Origin of the sequence: Agromyces ramosus (assembly GCF_004216665.1) — a bacterium.
GTDB lineage: Bacteria > Actinomycetota > Actinomycetes > Actinomycetales > Microbacteriaceae > Agromyces > Agromyces ramosus.
The window spans coordinates 639,557-657,625 of sequence record NZ_SGWY01000002.1; the positions used below are offsets into that span (position 1 = coordinate 639,557).

The following is an 18,069-nucleotide window of genomic DNA, read 5'->3' on the forward strand; positions in this document are numbered from 1 at the left end:
AGCGGTGCTCGTCGAATGCATGGAGGTGACGGGTGGCTGACCCGAAGGGCTTTCTGAAGGTCACCGAGCGCGAACTGCCGAAGCGTCGGCCCGTGCCGGTGCGCATCATGGACTGGAAAGAGGTCTACGAGCAGGGCGACCCCGCCCAGCTGCGCCGTCAGGCGGGCCGGTGCATGGACTGCGGCATCCCGTTCTGCCACCAGGGCTGCCCGCTCGGCAACCTCATCCCCGAGTGGAACGACCTCATGTGGCGCGGCGAGGGCCGCGCGGCCATCGAGCGCCTGCACGCCACGAACAACTTCCCCGAGTTCACCGGGCGGCTGTGCCCGGCACCCTGCGAGTCCGCCTGCGTGCTGGGCATCAACCAGCCCGCCGTGACCATCAAGCAGGTCGAGGTGTCGATCATCGACCAGGCCTTCGGCAACGGCTGGGTGCAGCCGCAGCCGCCGGGCCGCCTCACCGGCAAGACCGTCGCCGTCGTCGGGTCGGGGCCCGCCGGCCTCGCGGCCGCGCAGCAGCTGACGCGCGCCGGCCACACGGTCGCGGTGTTCGAGCGCGACGACCGCATCGGCGGCCTGCTCCGCTACGGCATCCCGGACTTCAAGATGGAGAAGAAGCACCTCGACCTGCGCCTCGCCCAGATGACGGCCGAGGGCACGCGCTTCCGCGCGGGCGTCGACATCGGCGTGGACATCACGTGGGAGCAGCTTCGCGAGCGCTACGACGCGGTGGTCGTCGCGACGGGCGCGATGGTGCCGCGCGACCTGCCGATCCCCGGCCGCGACCTGCCGGGCGTGCACTTCGCGATGGAGTACCTCACGCAGTCGAACCGGCACCTCGCCGGCGACCAGGTGTTCGACCAGATCACCGCGGAGGGCAAGCACGTCGTCGTCCTCGGCGGCGGCGACACCGGCGCCGACTGCATCGGCACGGCCCACCGCCAGGGCGCGCTCTCGGTCACCAACCTCGCCATCGGCAAGGAGCCGGGCACCACGCGCCCGGCCGAGCAGCCGTGGCCGATGCATCCGACCGTCTTCGAGGTGCAGAGCGCCCATGAGGAGGGCGGCAACCGCCACTACCTCGCGTCGACGGTCGAGTTCCTCGCCAACGACGCGGGCGAGGTGCGCGCCATCCGCGTGGCCGAGACCGAGTACCTCGACGGACGGCGCGTGCCGAAGGCCGGCACCGAGCGCGAGATCCCGGCCGACCTCGTGCTGCTGGCACTGGGCTTCACCGGCCCCGAGACCCGCGAGCTCGACGAGCAGCTGCACCTGCCCGTCACCGACCGGGGGAACATCGCCCGCGGCGCCGACTACGCCACCGCCCAGCCCGGCGTGTTCGTCGCCGGCGACGCCGGACGCGGCCAGTCGCTGATCGTCTGGGCGATCGCAGAGGGACGCGCTGCGGCCGCCGCGGTCGACCGGTACCTTGAAGGCGACACCGAATTGCCGAGCCCGATCCCGGCGCACGCCCGCGCCTTCGCGATCTAGACCCGCGCGCGCCGACGGCGCGATGCATGACCACCACCCAGCGCTTCGGCGCGGAACACGGGAGCACACACCAGATGAGACGAGCGAAGATCGTCGCCACCCTCGGGCCGGCGACATCGAGCTATGAGCAGATCCGGGCGATCGTCGATGCGGGCATCGACGTCGCGCGCATGAACCTCAGCCACGGCAGCTACGACGTGCACGAGGGCGTCTACCAGAACGTGCGGAAGGCGGCGAACGACTCCGGCCGCGCCGTCGCGGTGCTCGTCGACCTGCAGGGTCCCAAGATCCGGCTCGGCAAGTTCGAGAACGGCCCCCACGAGCTCGCCGAGGGTGACATCTTCAAGATCACCACCGAGGAGATCCTCGGCACGAAGGAGATCGTCGGCACCACGTTCAAGGGCCTGCCCGACGACGTGAAGCCCGGCGACTTCCTGCTCATCGACGACGGCAAGGTCCGCGTCGAGGTCGTCGAGACCGACGGCACCGTGGTCACGACCCGGGTGGTCGTCGCGGGCCCGGTGTCGAACAACAAGGGCATCAACCTGCCCGGCGTGGCGGTGAACGTGCCCGCACTGTCCGACAAGGACGAGGCCGACCTGCGCTGGGGCCTCGAGCTGGGCGCCGACCTCATCGCGCTGTCGTTCGTGCGCAACGCGTCCGACATCGAGCGCGTGCACGAGATCATGGCCGAGGTCGGCCGTCGCGTGCCGGTCATCGCGAAGATCGAGAAGCCCCAGGCCGTCGACGCGCTCGAGGAGATCACCGAGGCCTTCGACGCGATCATGGTCGCGCGTGGCGATCTCGGCGTCGAGCTGCCGCTCGAGGCGGTGCCGATCGTGCAGAAGCGCGCGGTCGAGATCGCACGGCGGCTCGCGAAGCCGGTCATCGTCGCCACCCAGATGCTCGAGTCGATGATCCACAGCCCGGTGCCGACCCGCGCCGAGACGTCCGACGTCGCCAACGCGATCCTCGACGGTGCCGATGCGGTGATGCTGTCGGGTGAGACGAGCGTCGGCGAGTACCCGGTCATCACGGTCACGACGATGGCCCGCATCGTCGAGTCGACCGAGGAGCACGGGCTCGATCGCATCCTGCCGCTCGGCACGAAGCCGCGCACCCAAGCCGGTGCGATCACGCTCGCCGCGGTCGAGGTCGCCGACTTCGTCGAGGCGAAGTACCTCTGCGTCTTCACCGAGACCGGCGAGTCGGTGCGACGGATGACCCGCATCCGCTCCGTCATCCCGATCCTCGCGTTCACGCCCGATCCCGCCATCCGTCGCCGCATGGCGCTCAACTGGGGCGTGGAGTCGTTCGTCGTCGACCGCGTGACCCACACCGACCAGATGGTCGGCCAGGTGGACGACGTGCTCGCGAAGACCGGCAAGGCCGTCAACGGCGAGAAGGTCGTCATCATCTCCGGGTCCCCTCCCGGCATCCCCGGCACCACCAACGACGTGCGCGTGCACGTCGTGGGCGAGGTGCTCTAGCACGACGCCCCGACGCCCGACGGTCCGGTCGCTCCGCTTCGGAGCGGCCGGGCCGTCGCCGTCGGAACACGCGGTCGCGATGGGGTCGGGACGCCGAGTGGTCCGGCCGGATGTCAGGATGATCACGTGACCGTCGAGTTCGAATGCCGCACGCCGCTCGCGATGCCCGTGGAGGAGGCGTTCGCCCGTTCGCTCGACATCGACGTCCACGCCGCGTCCATGGCTCGCTCCCGCGAGCGGGCGATCGGCGGCGTCACCTCCGGCTCGATCGGATTGGGGGAGGAGGTGACCTGGCGAGCCTGGCACTTCGGCGTGCCCATCAGGATGACGAGCCGCATCACCGAGCTCGAGGCGCCGCACTGGTTCGTCGACGAACAGGTGCGCGGGCCGTTCCGGAGCTTCCGCCACGAGCACGCGTTCGTCGCCGACGGGAACGGCACCCTCATGATCGACCATGTCGTGTTCGAGGCGCCGCTCGGCGGGCTCGGTCGAGCCGCCGAGGCGTTCATCGGCCCGCACCTCGTGCGGCTCATCGAGCGGCGGAACGCGTACCTCGGAAACGGGCCCGTGCCGGAAGGCCGTTGAGGACCGCAGGTGCTGACCCCCGTTCGGGGGAGAGGGACGATCGGCGATCAGGGCGCAGCATTGGAGTGCGCTCCTGAGCGGAGCCGTGCGGCGACGTCCGACGGATGGGAGTCGATGGTGAGGACGAGTTCCGAGGTTCCGACCGGTTGGCGACGTAGCGGTCCCGGCCGTCCGCGACCGGCGACGGCCCTGGCCGAGCGATGGACGACGGTCGACGGCATCGACGTGTTCTACCGGGAGTCGCGGAATCCGCCGGATGCCCCGGTGATGATGCACGTGCACGGCTTCGGCCTCTCCGGGCGCTACCTCCTCCCGACCGCCGAGCGGCTCGCGGACCACTTCCACACGCTCGTGCCCGACCTTCCCGGATTCGGACGCAGCGGGAAGGTGGCGAACGCCCTCGACGTGCCCGACCTCGCGCATGCCGCGGCGCGGTTCCTCGACGATCGCGGCATCGAGAAGGCGACGCTGGTGGGGAACTCGATGGGATGCCCGGTCATCTGCGAGTTCGCCTACCACTATCCCGACCGCATCGACCGGGCGGTCCTCGTCTCACCGGCGGGTGGCATCTTCAACCAGCCGCTCCGGCGCGCCATGGGGCAGATCAGTCGCGACGCACCGCGCGAGCCGGCACGGCTGATGCGGGTCGTGACCCCCGACTACGTGCGGTTCGGCGTTCCGAGCACCATGCGGATGTTCCGGTCGCTCACGCAGTATCCATCGCTCGAACGCCTGCTCGCCATGAAGATCCCGACGCTCGCGGTGCTCGGCGACCGCGACCCGCTGATGCCCGGTGCGGCGCGCGTGCAGGAGGTGGCCGGCCAGACCGACAACCACGTGCTGATCGTGCGGATCGAAGGTGCGGCGCACGCCATCAACTTCAGCCACCCCGGGGAGCTCGCCCACCTCATCCGGCTGTTCATGGAGGACCAGCCGATCGTGGACGACCCCGACTCGCCGGGGAACGCGCGCCTCTACGAGATCCACCGCGGCGTGCATCATCCGCCCGCGAAGGAGGCGTGAGGCCGAAACCCGACCGCGATGGCGGCACCGAGTGGTGCCGGTGGTGGGGGTCGAACCCACACGCCCTCTCGGGCAAAGCATTTTGAGTGCTCCGCGTCTGCCATTCCGCCACACCGGCCAGAGGCCCCGCCCAGAATACCGTAGGCTTTCCTGCGTGACAGACAGCGAACAGACCCAGCCGGCGCCGCGCCGTGTCGTCGTGGCGGAGGATGAGTCGCTCATCCGCCTGGACATCGTCGAGATCCTGCGCGACAACGGCTACGAGGTCGTCGGAGAGGCCGGCGATGGCGAGACGGCGGTCGCCCTGGCGACCGAGCTGCGTCCCGACCTCGTCATCATGGACGTGAAGATGCCCCAGCTCGACGGCATCTCGGCCGCGGAGCGGCTCTCGAAGGGCCACATCGCCCCGGTCGTGCTCCTCACCGCATTCAGCCAGAAGGAGCTCGTCGAGCGCGCGAGCGAGGCCGGCGCCCTGGCCTACGTCGTGAAGCCGTTCACGCCCAACGACCTCCTGCCCGCGATCGAGATCGCGCTGGCGCGTCACGCCCAGATCATCGCCCTCGAGGCCGAGGTCGGCGACCTCGTCGAGCGCTTCGAGACCCGCAAGCTGGTCGACCGGGCGAAGGGCCTGCTCAACGAGAAGATGGGCCTCACCGAGCCCGAGGCGTTCCGCTGGATCCAGAAGGCGTCGATGGACCGACGGCTCACCATGAAGGACGTCTCGCAGGCGATCATCGAGCAGCTGGCGCCCAAGAAGTAGCCCACGCCCCTTCCGCTTCCGGATGCCGCGACGACCCGTTCGTCGCGGCATCCGTCGTCTCCGCCGACCCTCCGCGACGGGGTCGCCCGACTGGCGGATCGCTGTCGGCGGCCGCTTGTAGGCTATGGGGGTGCCGGACGCAGACAAGCCCACCCTTCTCGTGATCGACGGCCATTCGCTGGCCTTCCGGGCCTTCTACGCCCTTCCCGTCGACAGCTTCTCCACCCGTGACGGGCAGCACACGAACGCCATCCACGGGTTCCTGTCGATGCTGCTGCTCCTGCTCCAGAACGAGAAGCCCACCCACCTCGCCGTGGCGTTCGACATCTCACGTCAGTCGTTCCGCACGCGCGAGTACGCCGAGTACAAGGGCAATCGCGGCGAGACGCCGCCCGAGTTCCGGGGCCAGGTGCCGCTGCTGCAGGACGCCCTGAAGGCCATGGGCGTGCGCACCCTCGAGAAGGAGGACTTCGAGGCCGACGACATCCTGGCGACCCTCGCCACCCGCGGTGCGGCCGAGGGCTACCGGGTGCTGCTCGTCTCGGGCGACCGCGACACCATCCAGCTCGTCGGCGACGACGTGACACTGCTGTACCCCAACACGCAGGGCGTCTCGCAGCTCAAGCGCTACGACACCGACGCGGTCGTGGAACGCTACGGGATCCGCCCCGAGCAGTACCCCGACGTCGCCGCGCTCGTCGGCGAGACGAGCGACAACCTCCCCGGCATCCCGAAGGTCGGCGAGAAGACCGCCGTCAAGTGGCTCGGCCTCTACGGCGACCTCGACGGCATCCTCGCGCATGCCGACGAGATCAAGGGCGTCGTCGGGCAGAACCTGCGCGACGGGCGCGAGAACGCCGTGCGCAACCGCAAGCTGAACCAGCTCGTCCGCGACGTCGAGCTCGACGTCGAGCTCGACGAGCTCGTCGCCCAGCCGATCGACCTCGAGTCCGTTCGCCCGATCTTCGAGCGACTCGAATTCCGCACCCTCATGGAGCGGGTGACGAAGCTCGTCACCGGCGAGGCGAACGGCAACGGCGGGGCGGCCCCCGTGCCGGTGCCCGCCGCCGAGGCCGCCGTCGCCGAGGCGCCCCCCGCGCCGACGTCCCGCATACTGCTCGACGAGGAGCTCGCGACCTGGCTGCAGCGCGCGACGGCCGCGGAGCCGGCGGGGCTCGGCCTGAGCCTCGACGTGGTCGACGGGCGCGTGATCGGCGCCGGCATCGCGAGCTCCGACGAGTCGCTGCGCCTGCCCTGGCAGCCCGATCGCGCCGAGTACGCCCCGTTCGAGGCGTGGCTCGCGAGCGATGCGCCCAAGATCATGACCGACGCGAAGGGCCAGCTCAAGGCGCTGAGCCGGTCGGGGCTCGCGTTCGACGGGCTCGTGCTCGACACGCTGGTGGCCGGATGGATGGTCCGTCCGATCCTGCAGGAGAAGTCGCTCGCCGATCTCGTCGCCTTCTACCTCGGCGAGACGGTGCCCCAGTCCGATCCCGCGCTCCTCGTCCCAGAAGAGGGCATGGACGCCGGCGCGCCCGAGTACGCGTGGTACACGCTGCGTCTCGCCCCGGTCGTGCTGCGCTCGCTGTCCGAGAGCTCGCGCCGCCTGCTCGCCGAGGTGGAGATGCCCCTCGTGCCCGTGCTCGCCGCGATGGAGCTGCGCGGCGTCACCGTCGACCACGCCGAGCTCGCGGAGCTCTCGTCGGATCTCGGCGAGCGGGCAGCGGCGCTCGCCCAGTCGGCCTTCGCGGAGATCGGCCGCGAGGTGAACCTCGGCTCCCCGAAGCAGCTCCAGGAGGTGCTCTTCGACCAGCTCGGCATGCCGAAGACGCGCGCGACGAAGACCGGCTACACCACCGACGCGAGTGCGCTCGCCGACCTGCAGGACTCGAACCCGCACCCGTTCCTGGGATACCTCCTCGAGCATCGCGACGCCACGAAGCTCCGTCAGATCGTGGAGTCGCTCGACAAGGCGATCGCCGGCGACGGCCGGATCCACACCACCTACGGCCAGATCGGCGCCGCCACCGGCCGCATGTCGTCGAACGACCCGAACCTGCAGAACATACCGATCCGCACGGCGGAGGGGCGGCGCATCCGCGAGGCGTTCCGGCACGGACCCGAGTACGCCGAGCTGCTCACCGCCGACTACTCGCAGATCGAGATGCGGATCATGGCGCACCTCTCAGGGGATCCGGGGCTCATCGAGGCGTTCAACGCCGGCGAGGACCTCCACCGCTTCGTCGGTGCGCGCGTGTTCTCGGTCGACCCCGTCGACGTCACCCCCCTCATGCGCACCAAGGTGAAGGCGATGTCGTACGGCCTCGCCTACGGGCTCAGCGCCTTCGGCCTGTCCAAGCAGTTGCGCATCGACCGCGCCGAGGCGACGCAGCTCATGAAGGAGTACTTCGAGCGATTCGGTGCGGTGCGCGACTACCTGCGCGGCGTCGTCGAGCAGGCGAAGATCGACGGCTACACCGAGACGATCTTCGGTCGCCGTCGTCCGTTCCCCGACCTCGCGAGCCCGAACCGCGTGCTCCGCGAGAATGCCGAGCGAGCCGCGTTGAACTCGCCGATCCAGGGCTCGGCGGCCGACATCATCAAGATCGCGATGTCGCGCGTCGAGGCCGACATCGCCGCTCGCGGCCTCGGCAGCCGCATGCTCATGCAGGTGCACGACGAGCTCGTGTTCGAGGTCGCGCCCGGAGAGTCCGACGTGCTCGAAGCGGTGGTCCGCGAGGGCATGGCGAACGCCGCCGACCTCCAGGTGCCGCTCGACGTGCAGATCGGCCGCGGCGCGAACTGGGACGACGCGGCGCACTGAGCGAGGGCGCGTCACACGCGAGTACGGCGACGGCACGTGCGGTGCCGGGCGGTTCGAGGGCCGTCGGCGGGGTGTCATAGGCTCGCACCATGGCATCGAGTGAGCGCACCCCGTCCGACGTCGACCGCATCGCCGAGGGCTGGGTCGACACCCTCGTCGAGCTGAATCCGGCGGTCGGCACCTACATCGGGCGCCCCTCCACCGACGACCGTCTGGCCGACTACTCGCCCGAGGGGCACGAGCGCTCGGTCGAGGCGATCCGGTCCACGCTGCAGGCGCTGCGCACGGCGGAGCCCGCCGACGACATCGACCGGATCACCGTCGCCGACCTGGGCAGCGAGCTCGGGCTCGAACTCGAGGTCGACGAGGCGCGGCTCCACCTTCGCGACCTCAACGTCATCGCGAGTCCCGCGCAGGAGATCCGCGAGGTCTTCGACCTCATGCCCACCGACTCGCGCGACGACTGGGAGCGCATCGCCACGAGGCTCGGCGACGTGCCGCGCGCCATCGACGGCTACATCGCCACCCTCCGCGCCGGCGCGGCCGAGGGCGTCGTGCCCGCGGTGCGGCAGGTGCGCGAGGTCGCGGCGCAGGCGCGCCGGGTCGCGAAGCCCGACGGCTTCTTCGGCACGTTCGTCGAGCAGGCGAAGGCCGGCGACGACGAGCTCGCGGAGCCGTTGCGGCGCGAGCTTGCGCGCGCGGCCGCCGGCGCGGCATCCGCCTACGGCTCGCTCGCCGCGTTCCTCGAAGACGAGCTCCAAGCGGTCGCGGGCAAGCGCGACGCGGTCGGACGAGACATCTACGCCCTGCGGTCGCGGCACTTCCTCGGTGCGGTCATCGACCTCGACGAGACCTACGAGTGGGGCATCGTGGAGCTCGCCCGGATGGTCGCCGAGCAGGAGGCCATCGCGCGCGAGATCCTGCCCGGGGCATCCGTCGCCGAGGCGATCGCGTTCCTCGACGGCGACCCGAGCCGTAAGCTGCACGGCACCGATGCCCTGAAGCGCTGGATGCAGGAGACGAGCGACCGGGCGGTGGCGGAGCTCGGTGCGACGCAGTTCGACATCCCCGACGAGATCCGCACGCTGGAGTGCCTGATCGCGCCCACGCAGGAGGGCGGCATCTACTACACGGGCCCGAGCGACGACTTCACGCGGCCCGGTCGCATGTGGTGGTCGGTGCCCGAGGGCGTCACCGAGTTCGACACCTGGCGCGAGCTCACGACGGTCTACCACGAGGGCGTCCCCGGACATCACCTCCAGATCGGCCAGGCCGTCGTCAACCGCGGCAAGCTCAACACGTGGCGTCGGCAGCTCGCGGGCACGTCGGGCCACGCCGAGGGCTGGGCGCTGTATGCCGAGCGGCTCATGGAGGGCCTGGGCTACCTCGACGATCCCGCCGACCGGCTCGGCATGCTCGACGGCCAGCGGATGCGCGCGGCCCGCGTGGTGCTCGACATCGGCGTGCACCTCGGCAAGCAGCGGCCCGACGGCAACGGCCCGTGGACGGGTGAGTACGCGCTCGAGTTCCTCTCGCAGAACGTCAACATGAACGAGGGGTTCGTGCGGTTCGAGGTGAACCGCTACCTCGGCTGGCCGGGTCAGGCGCCGTCGTACAAGGTCGGCCAGCGGATCTGGGAGCAGCTGCGCGATGAGGTCGCCCGCCGCGAGGGCGCGTCATTCGACATCCGCGAGTTCCACCGGCGCGCGCTCGACCTCGGCGGCGTCGGCCTCGATACGCTCCGCGGTGCGCTCCTCAACTGAACGCCGGCGGCCTGAACCGGGCGATTCGGATAGGCTCTCCGGCTCGGTTGCCGCCGGGGGAGCGCTTCGGCTAGGATAGAGCGTCACTCGTGTGACATCCATGTCCGCATGCCCGTCGCGGAAACCAACAACGCTCTACCTCGCGACGGGCTCGATTTTGTCCTTTACGGAGCATTCACTACATGACAACCGCAACGACCAAGGCGCCCAAGCAGGTCGCAATCAACGACATCGGATCTGCTGACGATTTCCTCGCCGCGGTCGAGAAGACCCTGAAGTTCTTCAACGACGGCGACCTGATCGAGGGCACCGTCGTGAAGATCGACCGCGACGAGGTCCTCCTCGACGTCGGCTACAAGACCGAGGGTGTGATCCCCTCCCGCGAGCTTTCCATCAAGCACGACGTCGACCCGAGCGAAGTCGTCGGCGTCGGCGACACCGTCGAGGCCCTCGTCCTCCAGAAGGAGGACAAGGAAGGTCGCCTCATCCTGTCGAAGAAGCGTGCGCAGTACGAGCGCGCATGGGGCGACGTCGAGAAGATCAAGGAAGCCGATGGCGTCGTGACCGGTTCGGTCATCGAGGTCGTCAAGGGCGGCCTCATCGTCGACATCGGCCTCCGCGGCTTCCTCCCGGCCTCGCTCATCGAGCTTCGCCGCGTCCGCGACCTCACGCCGTACCTCGGCCAGGAGATCGAGGCGAAGATCCTCGAGCTCGACAAGAACCGCAACAACGTGGTGCTCTCGCGCCGCGCGCTCCTCGAGCAGACGCAGTCCGAGTCGCGTTCCACGTTCCTCGCGAACCTCCACCCGGGCCAGATCCGCAAGGGCGTCATCTCGTCGATCGTCAACTTCGGCGCGTTCGTCGACCTCGGCGGCGTCGACGGTCTCGTCCACGTCTCCGAGCTCTCGTGGAAGCACATCGAGCACGCCAGCGAGGTCGTCGAGGTCGGCCAGGAGGTCACCGTCGAGGTGCTCTCCGTCGAGCTCGACCGCGAGCGCGTCTCCCTGTCGCTCAAGGCGACGCAGGAGGACCCGTGGCAGGTCTTCGCCCGCACCCACGCGATCGGCCAGGTCGCACCGGGCAAGGTCACGAAGCTCGTACCGTTCGGTGCGTTCGTTCGCGTGGCCGACGGCATCGAGGGCCTCGTGCACATCTCGGAGCTGTCGGGCAAGCACGTCGAGCTCGCCGAGCAGGTCGTGTCGGTCGGCGAAGAGGTCTTCGTCAAGGTCATCGACATCGACCTCGAGCGTCGCCGCATCTCGCTCTCGCTGAAGCAGGCGAACGAGGGCGTCGACCCCGAGGGCACCGAGTTCGACCCGGCGCTCTACGGCATGCTCACCGAGTACGACGAGCAGGGCAACTACAAGTACCCAGAGGGCTTCGACCCCGAGACCAACGAGTGGCGCGAGGGCTTCGAGGCCCAGCGCGAGAAGTGGGAGCAGGACTACGCTGCCGCCCAGGCTCGTTGGGAGGCGCACAAGAAGCAGGTCGCCCAGGCGAACGCTGCTGCTGCCGCCGACGACTCGTTCACCTCGGGTGCCGCAGCGTTCTCGAGCGACTCCGCCGGCGCGGGCACCCTCGCCGACGACGCGTCGCTCGCCGCGCTGCGCGAGAAGCTCTCGAGCAACAACTAGTCGCGATCCGCGATACGGAAGGCCGGTCCCCTCGGGGCCGGCCTTCCGGCGTCTCCGCGCCTGTCGTCATGGGGCAGGCGACGGATGCTCCTCGCGCGCCCGTCTCGCGCGACGCCGTCGCCGCACGAGCACGATGACGAGCACGGCGAGCGCCATGATCCCGACGAGCACCAGGACGGGCGCGAGAATGGCTGCGAAGGCCAGTCCGAAGCTGCCGAGGTCCTCCGCTGTGCTCGCGACCGGCGCGCCGACACCGCCCGTCGCCGTGTTCACCACCGGACGTGCCGTCGCCTTCGCAAGGTGCACGCCGAGCGCGAGCACGACGCCGATCGCGATCGGGATCCATTGCTGCGACGCGAAGAACGCCTCGGGATCGGTGACCGCCACCGTGGTCGCATCGATGCCCGAACTGAAGGCGAGACCGCCCGCGGTCGGGCGCACGACCGTCTGCACGAGATCGTTGACCGAATCGAACCCTGGGATCTTGTCGGCGATGAACTCCAGCACGAGCAGCACGACGAGGATGAGCAGGACCCACTCGTTCGAGAGCCAGGCCCACGCCGGCGGCAGCTCGACGAGGCCGGTGAACCGGTCGAGCGCTCCGAGCACCACCAGAGGGATCCAGGCGTTCAGCCCGGCCGCCAACGCGAGGCCGGTCCCCGTCAGCACCTCGAGCACGCGCACCTCCCACGCCGTCGGGTCGAGTGTCGCACGGATAGAGTGGTCAACGTGTATCTGATCGGTCTCACGGGCGGAATCGCCTCAGGAAAGTCCACGGTCGCGCGTCGGCTGGTCGAGCATGGAGCGGTGCACATCGACGCCGACGAGCTCGCCCGGCGAGTCGTCCAGCCCGGCAAGCCCGCCCTCGCCGCGATCGTCGAGGGGTTCGGGCAGGGCATCCTCGATCACGACGGCACGCTCGACCGTCAGAAGCTCGCCGAGATCGTCTTCAACGACGACGAGGCTCGCGAGCGGCTCAATGCCATCGTGCATCCCGCCGTCCGCGAGCTGACGACGAGGCTCCTGGGGAAGATCGAGGGAGAGGACCCCGACGCGGTCGTCGTCTACGACGTCCCGCTCCTCGTCGAGGCCGCGGTGGATCATCCGTTCGACCTCATCGTGGTGACGAGCGCCCCCAAGCGCACTCAGGTCAAGCGACTCGTCGAGGAGCGCGGGTTCGACCCGAACCAGGCCCGGGCGCGCGTCGATGCCCAGGTCGACAACACGGAGCGGGTGGCGGTCGCCGATGTCGTGATCGACACCGACGGCTCGATGGCGCACACGATGAGCCAGGTCGACGCGCTCTGGCACCGCATCAAGCAGGAGCGCGCCCGCGCCTAGGCCCCTGCGCGGCCTGCGTGGACGGGGCCCTGCGGCGGACGGAGTGTCGGCGGGCGTACCTAGACTGGAACGCATGCAGGCCACGCGATCCGTCCGTCCCTTCGAGGTCGTGAGCGACTACCGGCCGAGCGGCGACCAGCCCGCCGCGATCGCCGAGCTGGCCGGCCGGATCAACGCCGGCGAGACCGATGTGGTGCTCCTCGGCGCGACCGGCACGGGCAAGTCGGCGACGACGGCCTGGCTGATCGAGCAGGTGCAGCGCCCCACCCTCGTCCTCGCCCACAACAAGACGCTCGCCGCACAACTCGCCACCGAGTTCCGCGAGCTCATGCCGAACAACGCGGTCGAGTACTTCGTCTCGTACTACGACTACTACCAGCCCGAGGCTTACGTGCCGCAGACCGACACCTTCATCGAGAAGGACTCGTCGACCAACGCCGAGGTCGAGCGGCTGCGGCACTCCACCACGAACTCCCTCCTGAGCCGGCGTGACGTCGTCGTGGTCTCGTCCGTCTCGTGCATCTACGGCCTCGGCACACCCGAGGAGTACCTCGGCGCGATGATGCCGCTGCAGGTCGGGCAGCGAGTCGATCGCGACTGGCTGATCCGCAAGTTCGTCTCGATGCAGTACCAGCGCAACGACGTCGACTTCTCACGCGGCAACTTCCGCGTGCGCGGCGACACGATCGAGATCATCCCGATCTACGAGGAGCTCGCCATCCGCATCGAGATGTTCGGCGACGAAATCGAGGCTCTGTTTAGCCTGCACCCGCTCACGGGCCAGGTCGTCGAGAAGCTCGACGCGGTGCCCATCTTCCCTGGCTCGCACTACGTTGCGAGCACCGACGTGATGCAGCGGGCGATCGGCACCATCCGCGTCGAGCTGGAGGAGCGGCTCGCGGAGCTCGAGCGCGAGGGCAAGCTGCTCGAGGCGCAGCGGCTCCGCATGCGTACCACCTTCGACCTCGAGATGATGGAGCAGATCGGGTTCTGCTCCGGCATCGAGAACTACTCGCGTCACATCGACGGCCGAGCCCCGGGAGAGGCGCCGCACTGCCTGCTCGACTACTTCGCCGACGACTTCCTCGTCGTGATCGACGAATCCCACGTCACGGTGCCGCAGATCGGCTCGATGTACGAGGGCGACTCGTCGCGCAAGCGCACGCTGGTCGAGCACGGGTTCCGGCTGCCGAGCGCGCTCGACAACCGGCCGCTGAAGTGGGACGAGTTCAAGGACCGGGTCGGCCAGACCGTCTACCTCTCCGCGACGCCCGGCCGATACGAGATGGGCATCGCCGACGGCGTGGTCGAGCAGATCATTCGACCCACCGGACTCGTCGATCCCCAGATCGTGGTGAAGCCCTCGAAGGGGCAGATCGACGACCTGCTCGAGGAGATCCGCGTGCGGGCCGAGCGCGACGAGCGCGTGCTCGTCACCACGCTCACGAAGCGCATGGCCGAGGAGCTCACCGACTTCCTCACCGAGGCCGGCGTGCGCGTGCGCTACCTCCACTCCGACGTCGACACCCTCCGCCGGGTCGAGCTGCTCTCCGAGCTCCGCGCGGGCGTCTACGACGTGCTGGTGGGCATCAACCTGCTGCGCGAGGGGCTCGACCTTCCCGAGGTGTCGCTCGTCGCGATCCTCGACGCCGACAAGGAGGGCTTCCTCCGGTCGTCCACGTCCCTCATCCAGACCATCGGCCGTGCGGCGCGCAACGTCTCGGGCGAGGTCCACATGTACGCCGACGTGCTCACCGACTCGATGAAGTCCGCGATCGACGAGACCACGCGTCGCCGCGACCGGCAGCTCGAGTACAACCGCGCCAATGGCATCGACCCGCAGCCGCTCCGCAAGCGGATCGCCGACATCACCGAGGTGCTGGCGCGCGAGGAGGCCGATACCGCGGCGCTCCTCGCCGGACGGGATGCGCGCAAGAAGGCCCCCGTGCCCAACCTGCGGCGCGAGGGCATCGCCGCCGCCGGCGCGAACGACCTCGAGGAGCTCATCCGCGACCTGAACGAGCAGATGCTCGAGGCGGCGGGGGAGCTGAAGTTCGAGCTCGCCGCCCGCCTGCGCGACGAGGTCTCCGAGCTGAAGCGCGAACTCCGGCAGATGGAGAAGGCGGGTCACCTCGGCTGAGAGCTCCCGTCGCCGAGGCCCGGCAGCCGCGAGAACACGGGCCTGCGCGAGTCGAATCGAACGTATGTTCGCTGAGAGCACGCGCCGCGCGGGCCGCGGTGTCGGTGGCTCTCTCTAGACTCGTAAGGTGCCAGTCTCACGTCTCGATGCCCACTCGCGCCTGAGTGTTCGCGGTGCCCGCGTGCACAACCTGCACAACGTCGACGTTGAGATCCCGCGCGATGCAATGGTCGTGTTCACGGGCCTCTCGGGCTCGGGCAAGTCGTCGCTCGCGTTCGACACGATCTTCGCCGAGGGGCAGCGGCGGTACGTCGAGTCGCTCTCGGCCTACGCGCGCCAGTTCCTCGGGCAGGTCGACCGACCCGACGTCGATTTCATCGAGGGCCTGAGCCCGGCGGTCTCGATCGACCAGAAGTCCACGAACCGCAACCCCCGCTCCACGGTCGGCACCATCACCGAGATCTACGACTACATGCGACTCCTCTGGGCCCGCATCGGTGTGCCGCACTGCCCGGTCTGCGGCGAGCGGATCCAGCGGCAGACCGTGCAGCAGATCGCCGATCAGCTCATGGAGCTGCCCGAGAGCACGCGCTATCAGGTCCTGAGCCCCGTGGTTTCGAAGAAGAAGGGGGAGTTCGTCGACCTCTTCCGCGAACTCGCCGCCGGCGGGTACTCGCGCGCCGTGGTCGACGGCGAGGTGATCCGCCTCGACGAGCCCCCGATCCTCAAGAAGCAGGTGAAGCACGACATCTCGGTCGTGGTCGACCGGCTCGTGGCCGGGCCCGACATCCTCGGCCGGCTCACCGACTCGCTCGAGACGGCGCTGCGCCTCACCGACGGGCTCGTGCAGGTCAACTACGTCGACGAGACGGGTCCGAGCGCATGGGCGACCTTCTCCGAGAAACTCTCGTGCCCCAACCAGCACCCGATCCAGCTCACCGAGATCGAGCCGCGCACGTTCTCGTTCAACGCGCCCTTCGGCGCCTGCCCCGAGTGCTCCGGCCTCGGCACTCGCATGTCGGTCGACGAGGCGCTCCTGCTCGGCGACCCCTCGCTCAGCATCGCCGAGGGCGTGATCCTGCCGTGGACCTCGCAGGGCAAGAGCCTCTACAACTACTACGAGAAGCTGCTCGACGGGCTCGCCCGCGACCTCGGCTTCTCGCTGCACACCCCGTGGGAGGAGCTCGACCTCGAGGCGCGCCAGGCGGTGCTGCGGGGCGACAACTTCGAGGTCAAGGTGCGGTGGCGCAACCGCTACGGCCGCGAGATGAGCTACACGTCCGGGTTCGAGGGGGTCGTGCCGTACATCGAGCGGCAGTACCTGCAGGCCGAGACCGACGTGCAGCGGGCTCGCTGGTCGGAGTACCTCCGCGAGGTCCCGTGCCCCGTCTGCGACGGCAAGCGGCTGAAGCCCGAGGTGCTCTCGGTGCTCATCCACAACCACAGCATCGCCGATGTCGGCCTGCTGAGCCTCACCGACGCCAGGTCGTTCATGGACCGGCTCCAGCTCACCGATCGCGAGCAGGCGATCGGGGCCCAGGTGCTGCGCGAGATCAAGGTCCGCCTCGACTTCCTGATCCGCGTCGGCCTGAGTTACCTCGACCTCGCGCGCGCCGCGGGCACGCTGTCGGGCGGTGAGGCGCAGCGCATCCGACTCGCGACGCAGATCGGCTCGGGACTCACGGGCGTGCTCTACGTGCTCGACGAGCCGAGCATCGGCCTGCACCAACGCGACAACCGTCGCCTGATCGACACCCTGATCGCCCTCCGCGACCTCGGCAACACGCTCATCGTCGTCGAGCACGACGAGGACACCATCCGCACGGCCGACTGGATCGTGGACATCGGCCCCGGTGCGGGCGTCAACGGCGGCACGGTCGTGCACTCGGGCAGCTACGCCGACCTGATCAAGAACACGCGTTCGCTGACGGGCGACTACCTCTCCGGACGCAAGGAGATCCCGACTCCCGCGAGACGACGTCCGATCGACCCCGAGCGCATGATCTCGGTGCAGGGCGCGGAGGCCAACAACCTCCGGGGCATCGACGTCGACTTCCCGCTCGGCACGTTCACCGCCGTCACCGGGGTGAGCGGCTCCGGCAAGTCGTCGCTCGTGAACGACATCCTCTACCGCGTGCTGGCGAACCGGCTCAACGGCGCCCGCAAGGTCCCGGGCAGGCACCGTCGCGTGACGGGCATCGACCAGCTCGACAAGGTCGTCCACGTCGACCAGGCGCCCATCGGCCGCACGCCGCGTTCGAACCCCGCCACGTACACGGGCGTGTTCGATCGCATCCGCACGCTCTTCTCCGAGACCACCGAGGCGAAGGCGCGCGGATACCTGCCCGGCCGGTTCAGCTTCAACGTCAAGGGCGGCCGCTGCGAGGCGTGCTCCGGCGACGGCACCATCAAGATCGAGATGAACTTCCTGCCCGACGTCTACGTCGCGTGCGAGGTGTGCGGCGGCAAGCGCTACAACCGCGAGACGCTGCAGGTGCACTACAAGGGCAAGAACATCGCCGAGGTGCTCGAGATGCCGATCAGCGAGGCGGCCGACTTCTTCGAGCCGATCTCCGCGATCCACCGCTACCTCAAGACCCTCGTCGATGTCGGACTCGGGTACGTGCAGCTGGGCCAGAGCGCCACGACCCTGTCCGGCGGCGAGGCGCAGCGCGTGAAGCTGGCGACGGAGCTCCAGCGCCGGTCGAACGGCCGCAGCGTCTACGTGCTCGACGAGCCGACCACCGGCCTGCACTTCGAAGACGTGCGCAAGCTCCTGAAGGTGCTCGGCAAGCTCGTGGAGAAGGGCAACACGGTGATCGTCATCGAGCACAGCCTCGACGTCATCAAGTCGGCCGACTGGGTCATCGACCTCGGTCCCGAGGGCGGCTCGGGCGGTGGGCAGGTCGTCGCGACCGGCACCCCCGAGCAGGTCGCGCGCGTGGCGGCGAGCCACACCGGCTACTTCCTGCGTGAGATCTTCGACGCGGCATCCGAGCGCGCCGACGTCGCCAGCTGA

Annotated in this window: 12 protein-coding genes and 1 tRNA gene; 11 read left to right on the forward strand and 2 right to left on the reverse strand. The window is 69.4% G+C overall.

Features of this window, described 5'->3' with window-relative positions:
• Positions 1-32 precede the first annotated feature (32 nt).
• The 4 genes from EV187_RS09585 (at position 33) to EV187_RS09600 (ending at position 4,588) form a co-directional block, all read left to right on the forward strand.
• Positions 33-1,490 carry a glutamate synthase subunit beta gene (locus EV187_RS09585; RefSeq protein WP_130352815.1) on the forward strand — a complete coding sequence of 486 codons (1,458 nt, stop codon included), beginning with the start codon at positions 33-35 and terminating at the stop codon, positions 1,488-1,490.
• A gap of 74 nt (positions 1,491-1,564) precedes the next feature.
• Complete coding sequence (gene pyk, locus EV187_RS09590; RefSeq protein WP_130352816.1) at positions 1,565-2,980, forward strand: pyruvate kinase; 1,416 nt, start codon at positions 1,565-1,567, stop codon at positions 2,978-2,980.
• 126 nt (positions 2,981-3,106) lie between these two features.
• Positions 3,107-3,565, forward strand: coding sequence for an SRPBCC family protein (locus EV187_RS09595; protein ID WP_242609524.1), 459 nt, complete (start codon positions 3,107-3,109; stop codon positions 3,563-3,565).
• A gap of 114 nt (positions 3,566-3,679) precedes the next feature.
• Complete coding sequence (locus EV187_RS09600; RefSeq protein ID WP_130352817.1) at positions 3,680-4,588, forward strand: alpha/beta fold hydrolase; 909 nt, start codon at positions 3,680-3,682, stop codon at positions 4,586-4,588.
• Between the two features lie 32 nt (positions 4,589-4,620).
• Here EV187_RS09600 and EV187_RS09605 read toward each other — a convergent pair.
• A tRNA-Leu gene (locus EV187_RS09605) sits at positions 4,621-4,706 on the reverse strand.
• A gap of 36 nt (positions 4,707-4,742) precedes the next feature.
• On the opposite strand from EV187_RS09605, the gene EV187_RS09610 reads away from it, so the two are divergent.
• From EV187_RS09610 to rpsA, 4 genes are all read left to right on the forward strand, one after another.
• Positions 4,743-5,348 carry an ANTAR domain-containing response regulator gene (locus EV187_RS09610; protein ID WP_130352818.1) on the forward strand — a complete coding sequence of 202 codons (606 nt, stop codon included), beginning with the start codon at positions 4,743-4,745 and terminating at the stop codon, positions 5,346-5,348.
• A gap of 130 nt (positions 5,349-5,478) precedes the next feature.
• The gene (gene polA / locus EV187_RS09615) at positions 5,479-8,172 is read left to right on the forward strand and encodes a DNA polymerase I (protein WP_130352819.1); all 2,694 of its coding nucleotides are present in this window, start codon (positions 5,479-5,481) and stop codon (positions 8,170-8,172) included.
• An 89-nt stretch (positions 8,173-8,261) separates the two neighbouring features.
• The gene (locus EV187_RS09620; protein WP_130352820.1) at positions 8,262-9,935 is read left to right on the forward strand and encodes a DUF885 domain-containing protein; all 1,674 of its coding nucleotides are present in this window, start codon (positions 8,262-8,264) and stop codon (positions 9,933-9,935) included.
• A gap of 182 nt (positions 9,936-10,117) precedes the next feature.
• A complete protein-coding gene (gene rpsA, locus EV187_RS09625; RefSeq protein WP_130352821.1) occupies positions 10,118-11,569 on the forward strand; it encodes a 30S ribosomal protein S1 in 1,452 nt (483 codons plus the stop codon).
• Between the two features lie 66 nt (positions 11,570-11,635).
• On the opposite strand, the gene EV187_RS09630 is transcribed toward rpsA, so the two are convergent.
• Positions 11,636-12,247, reverse strand: coding sequence for a DUF4126 domain-containing protein (locus EV187_RS09630; protein WP_130352822.1), 612 nt, complete (start codon positions 12,245-12,247; stop codon positions 11,636-11,638).
• A gap of 51 nt (positions 12,248-12,298) precedes the next feature.
• Here EV187_RS09630 and coaE point away from each other — a divergent pair, with 51 nt between their 5' ends.
• The 3 genes from coaE to uvrA all read left to right on the forward strand — a co-directional run bounded on the left by coaE (position 12,299) and on the right by uvrA (position 18,069).
• Positions 12,299-12,910: a dephospho-CoA kinase gene (gene coaE / locus EV187_RS09635; protein ID WP_130352823.1), complete on the forward strand. Its 612-nt coding sequence runs from the start codon at positions 12,299-12,301 to the stop codon at positions 12,908-12,910.
• A 73-nt stretch (positions 12,911-12,983) separates the two neighbouring features.
• Positions 12,984-15,050, forward strand: a complete 2,067-nt coding sequence (uvrB, locus tag EV187_RS09640) for an excinuclease ABC subunit UvrB (protein WP_130352824.1) — start codon at positions 12,984-12,986, stop codon at positions 15,048-15,050.
• 127 nt (positions 15,051-15,177) lie between these two features.
• Entirely contained in the window at positions 15,178-18,069 is a 2,892-nt protein-coding gene (gene uvrA / locus EV187_RS09645) for an excinuclease ABC subunit UvrA (RefSeq protein WP_130352825.1), read from the forward strand.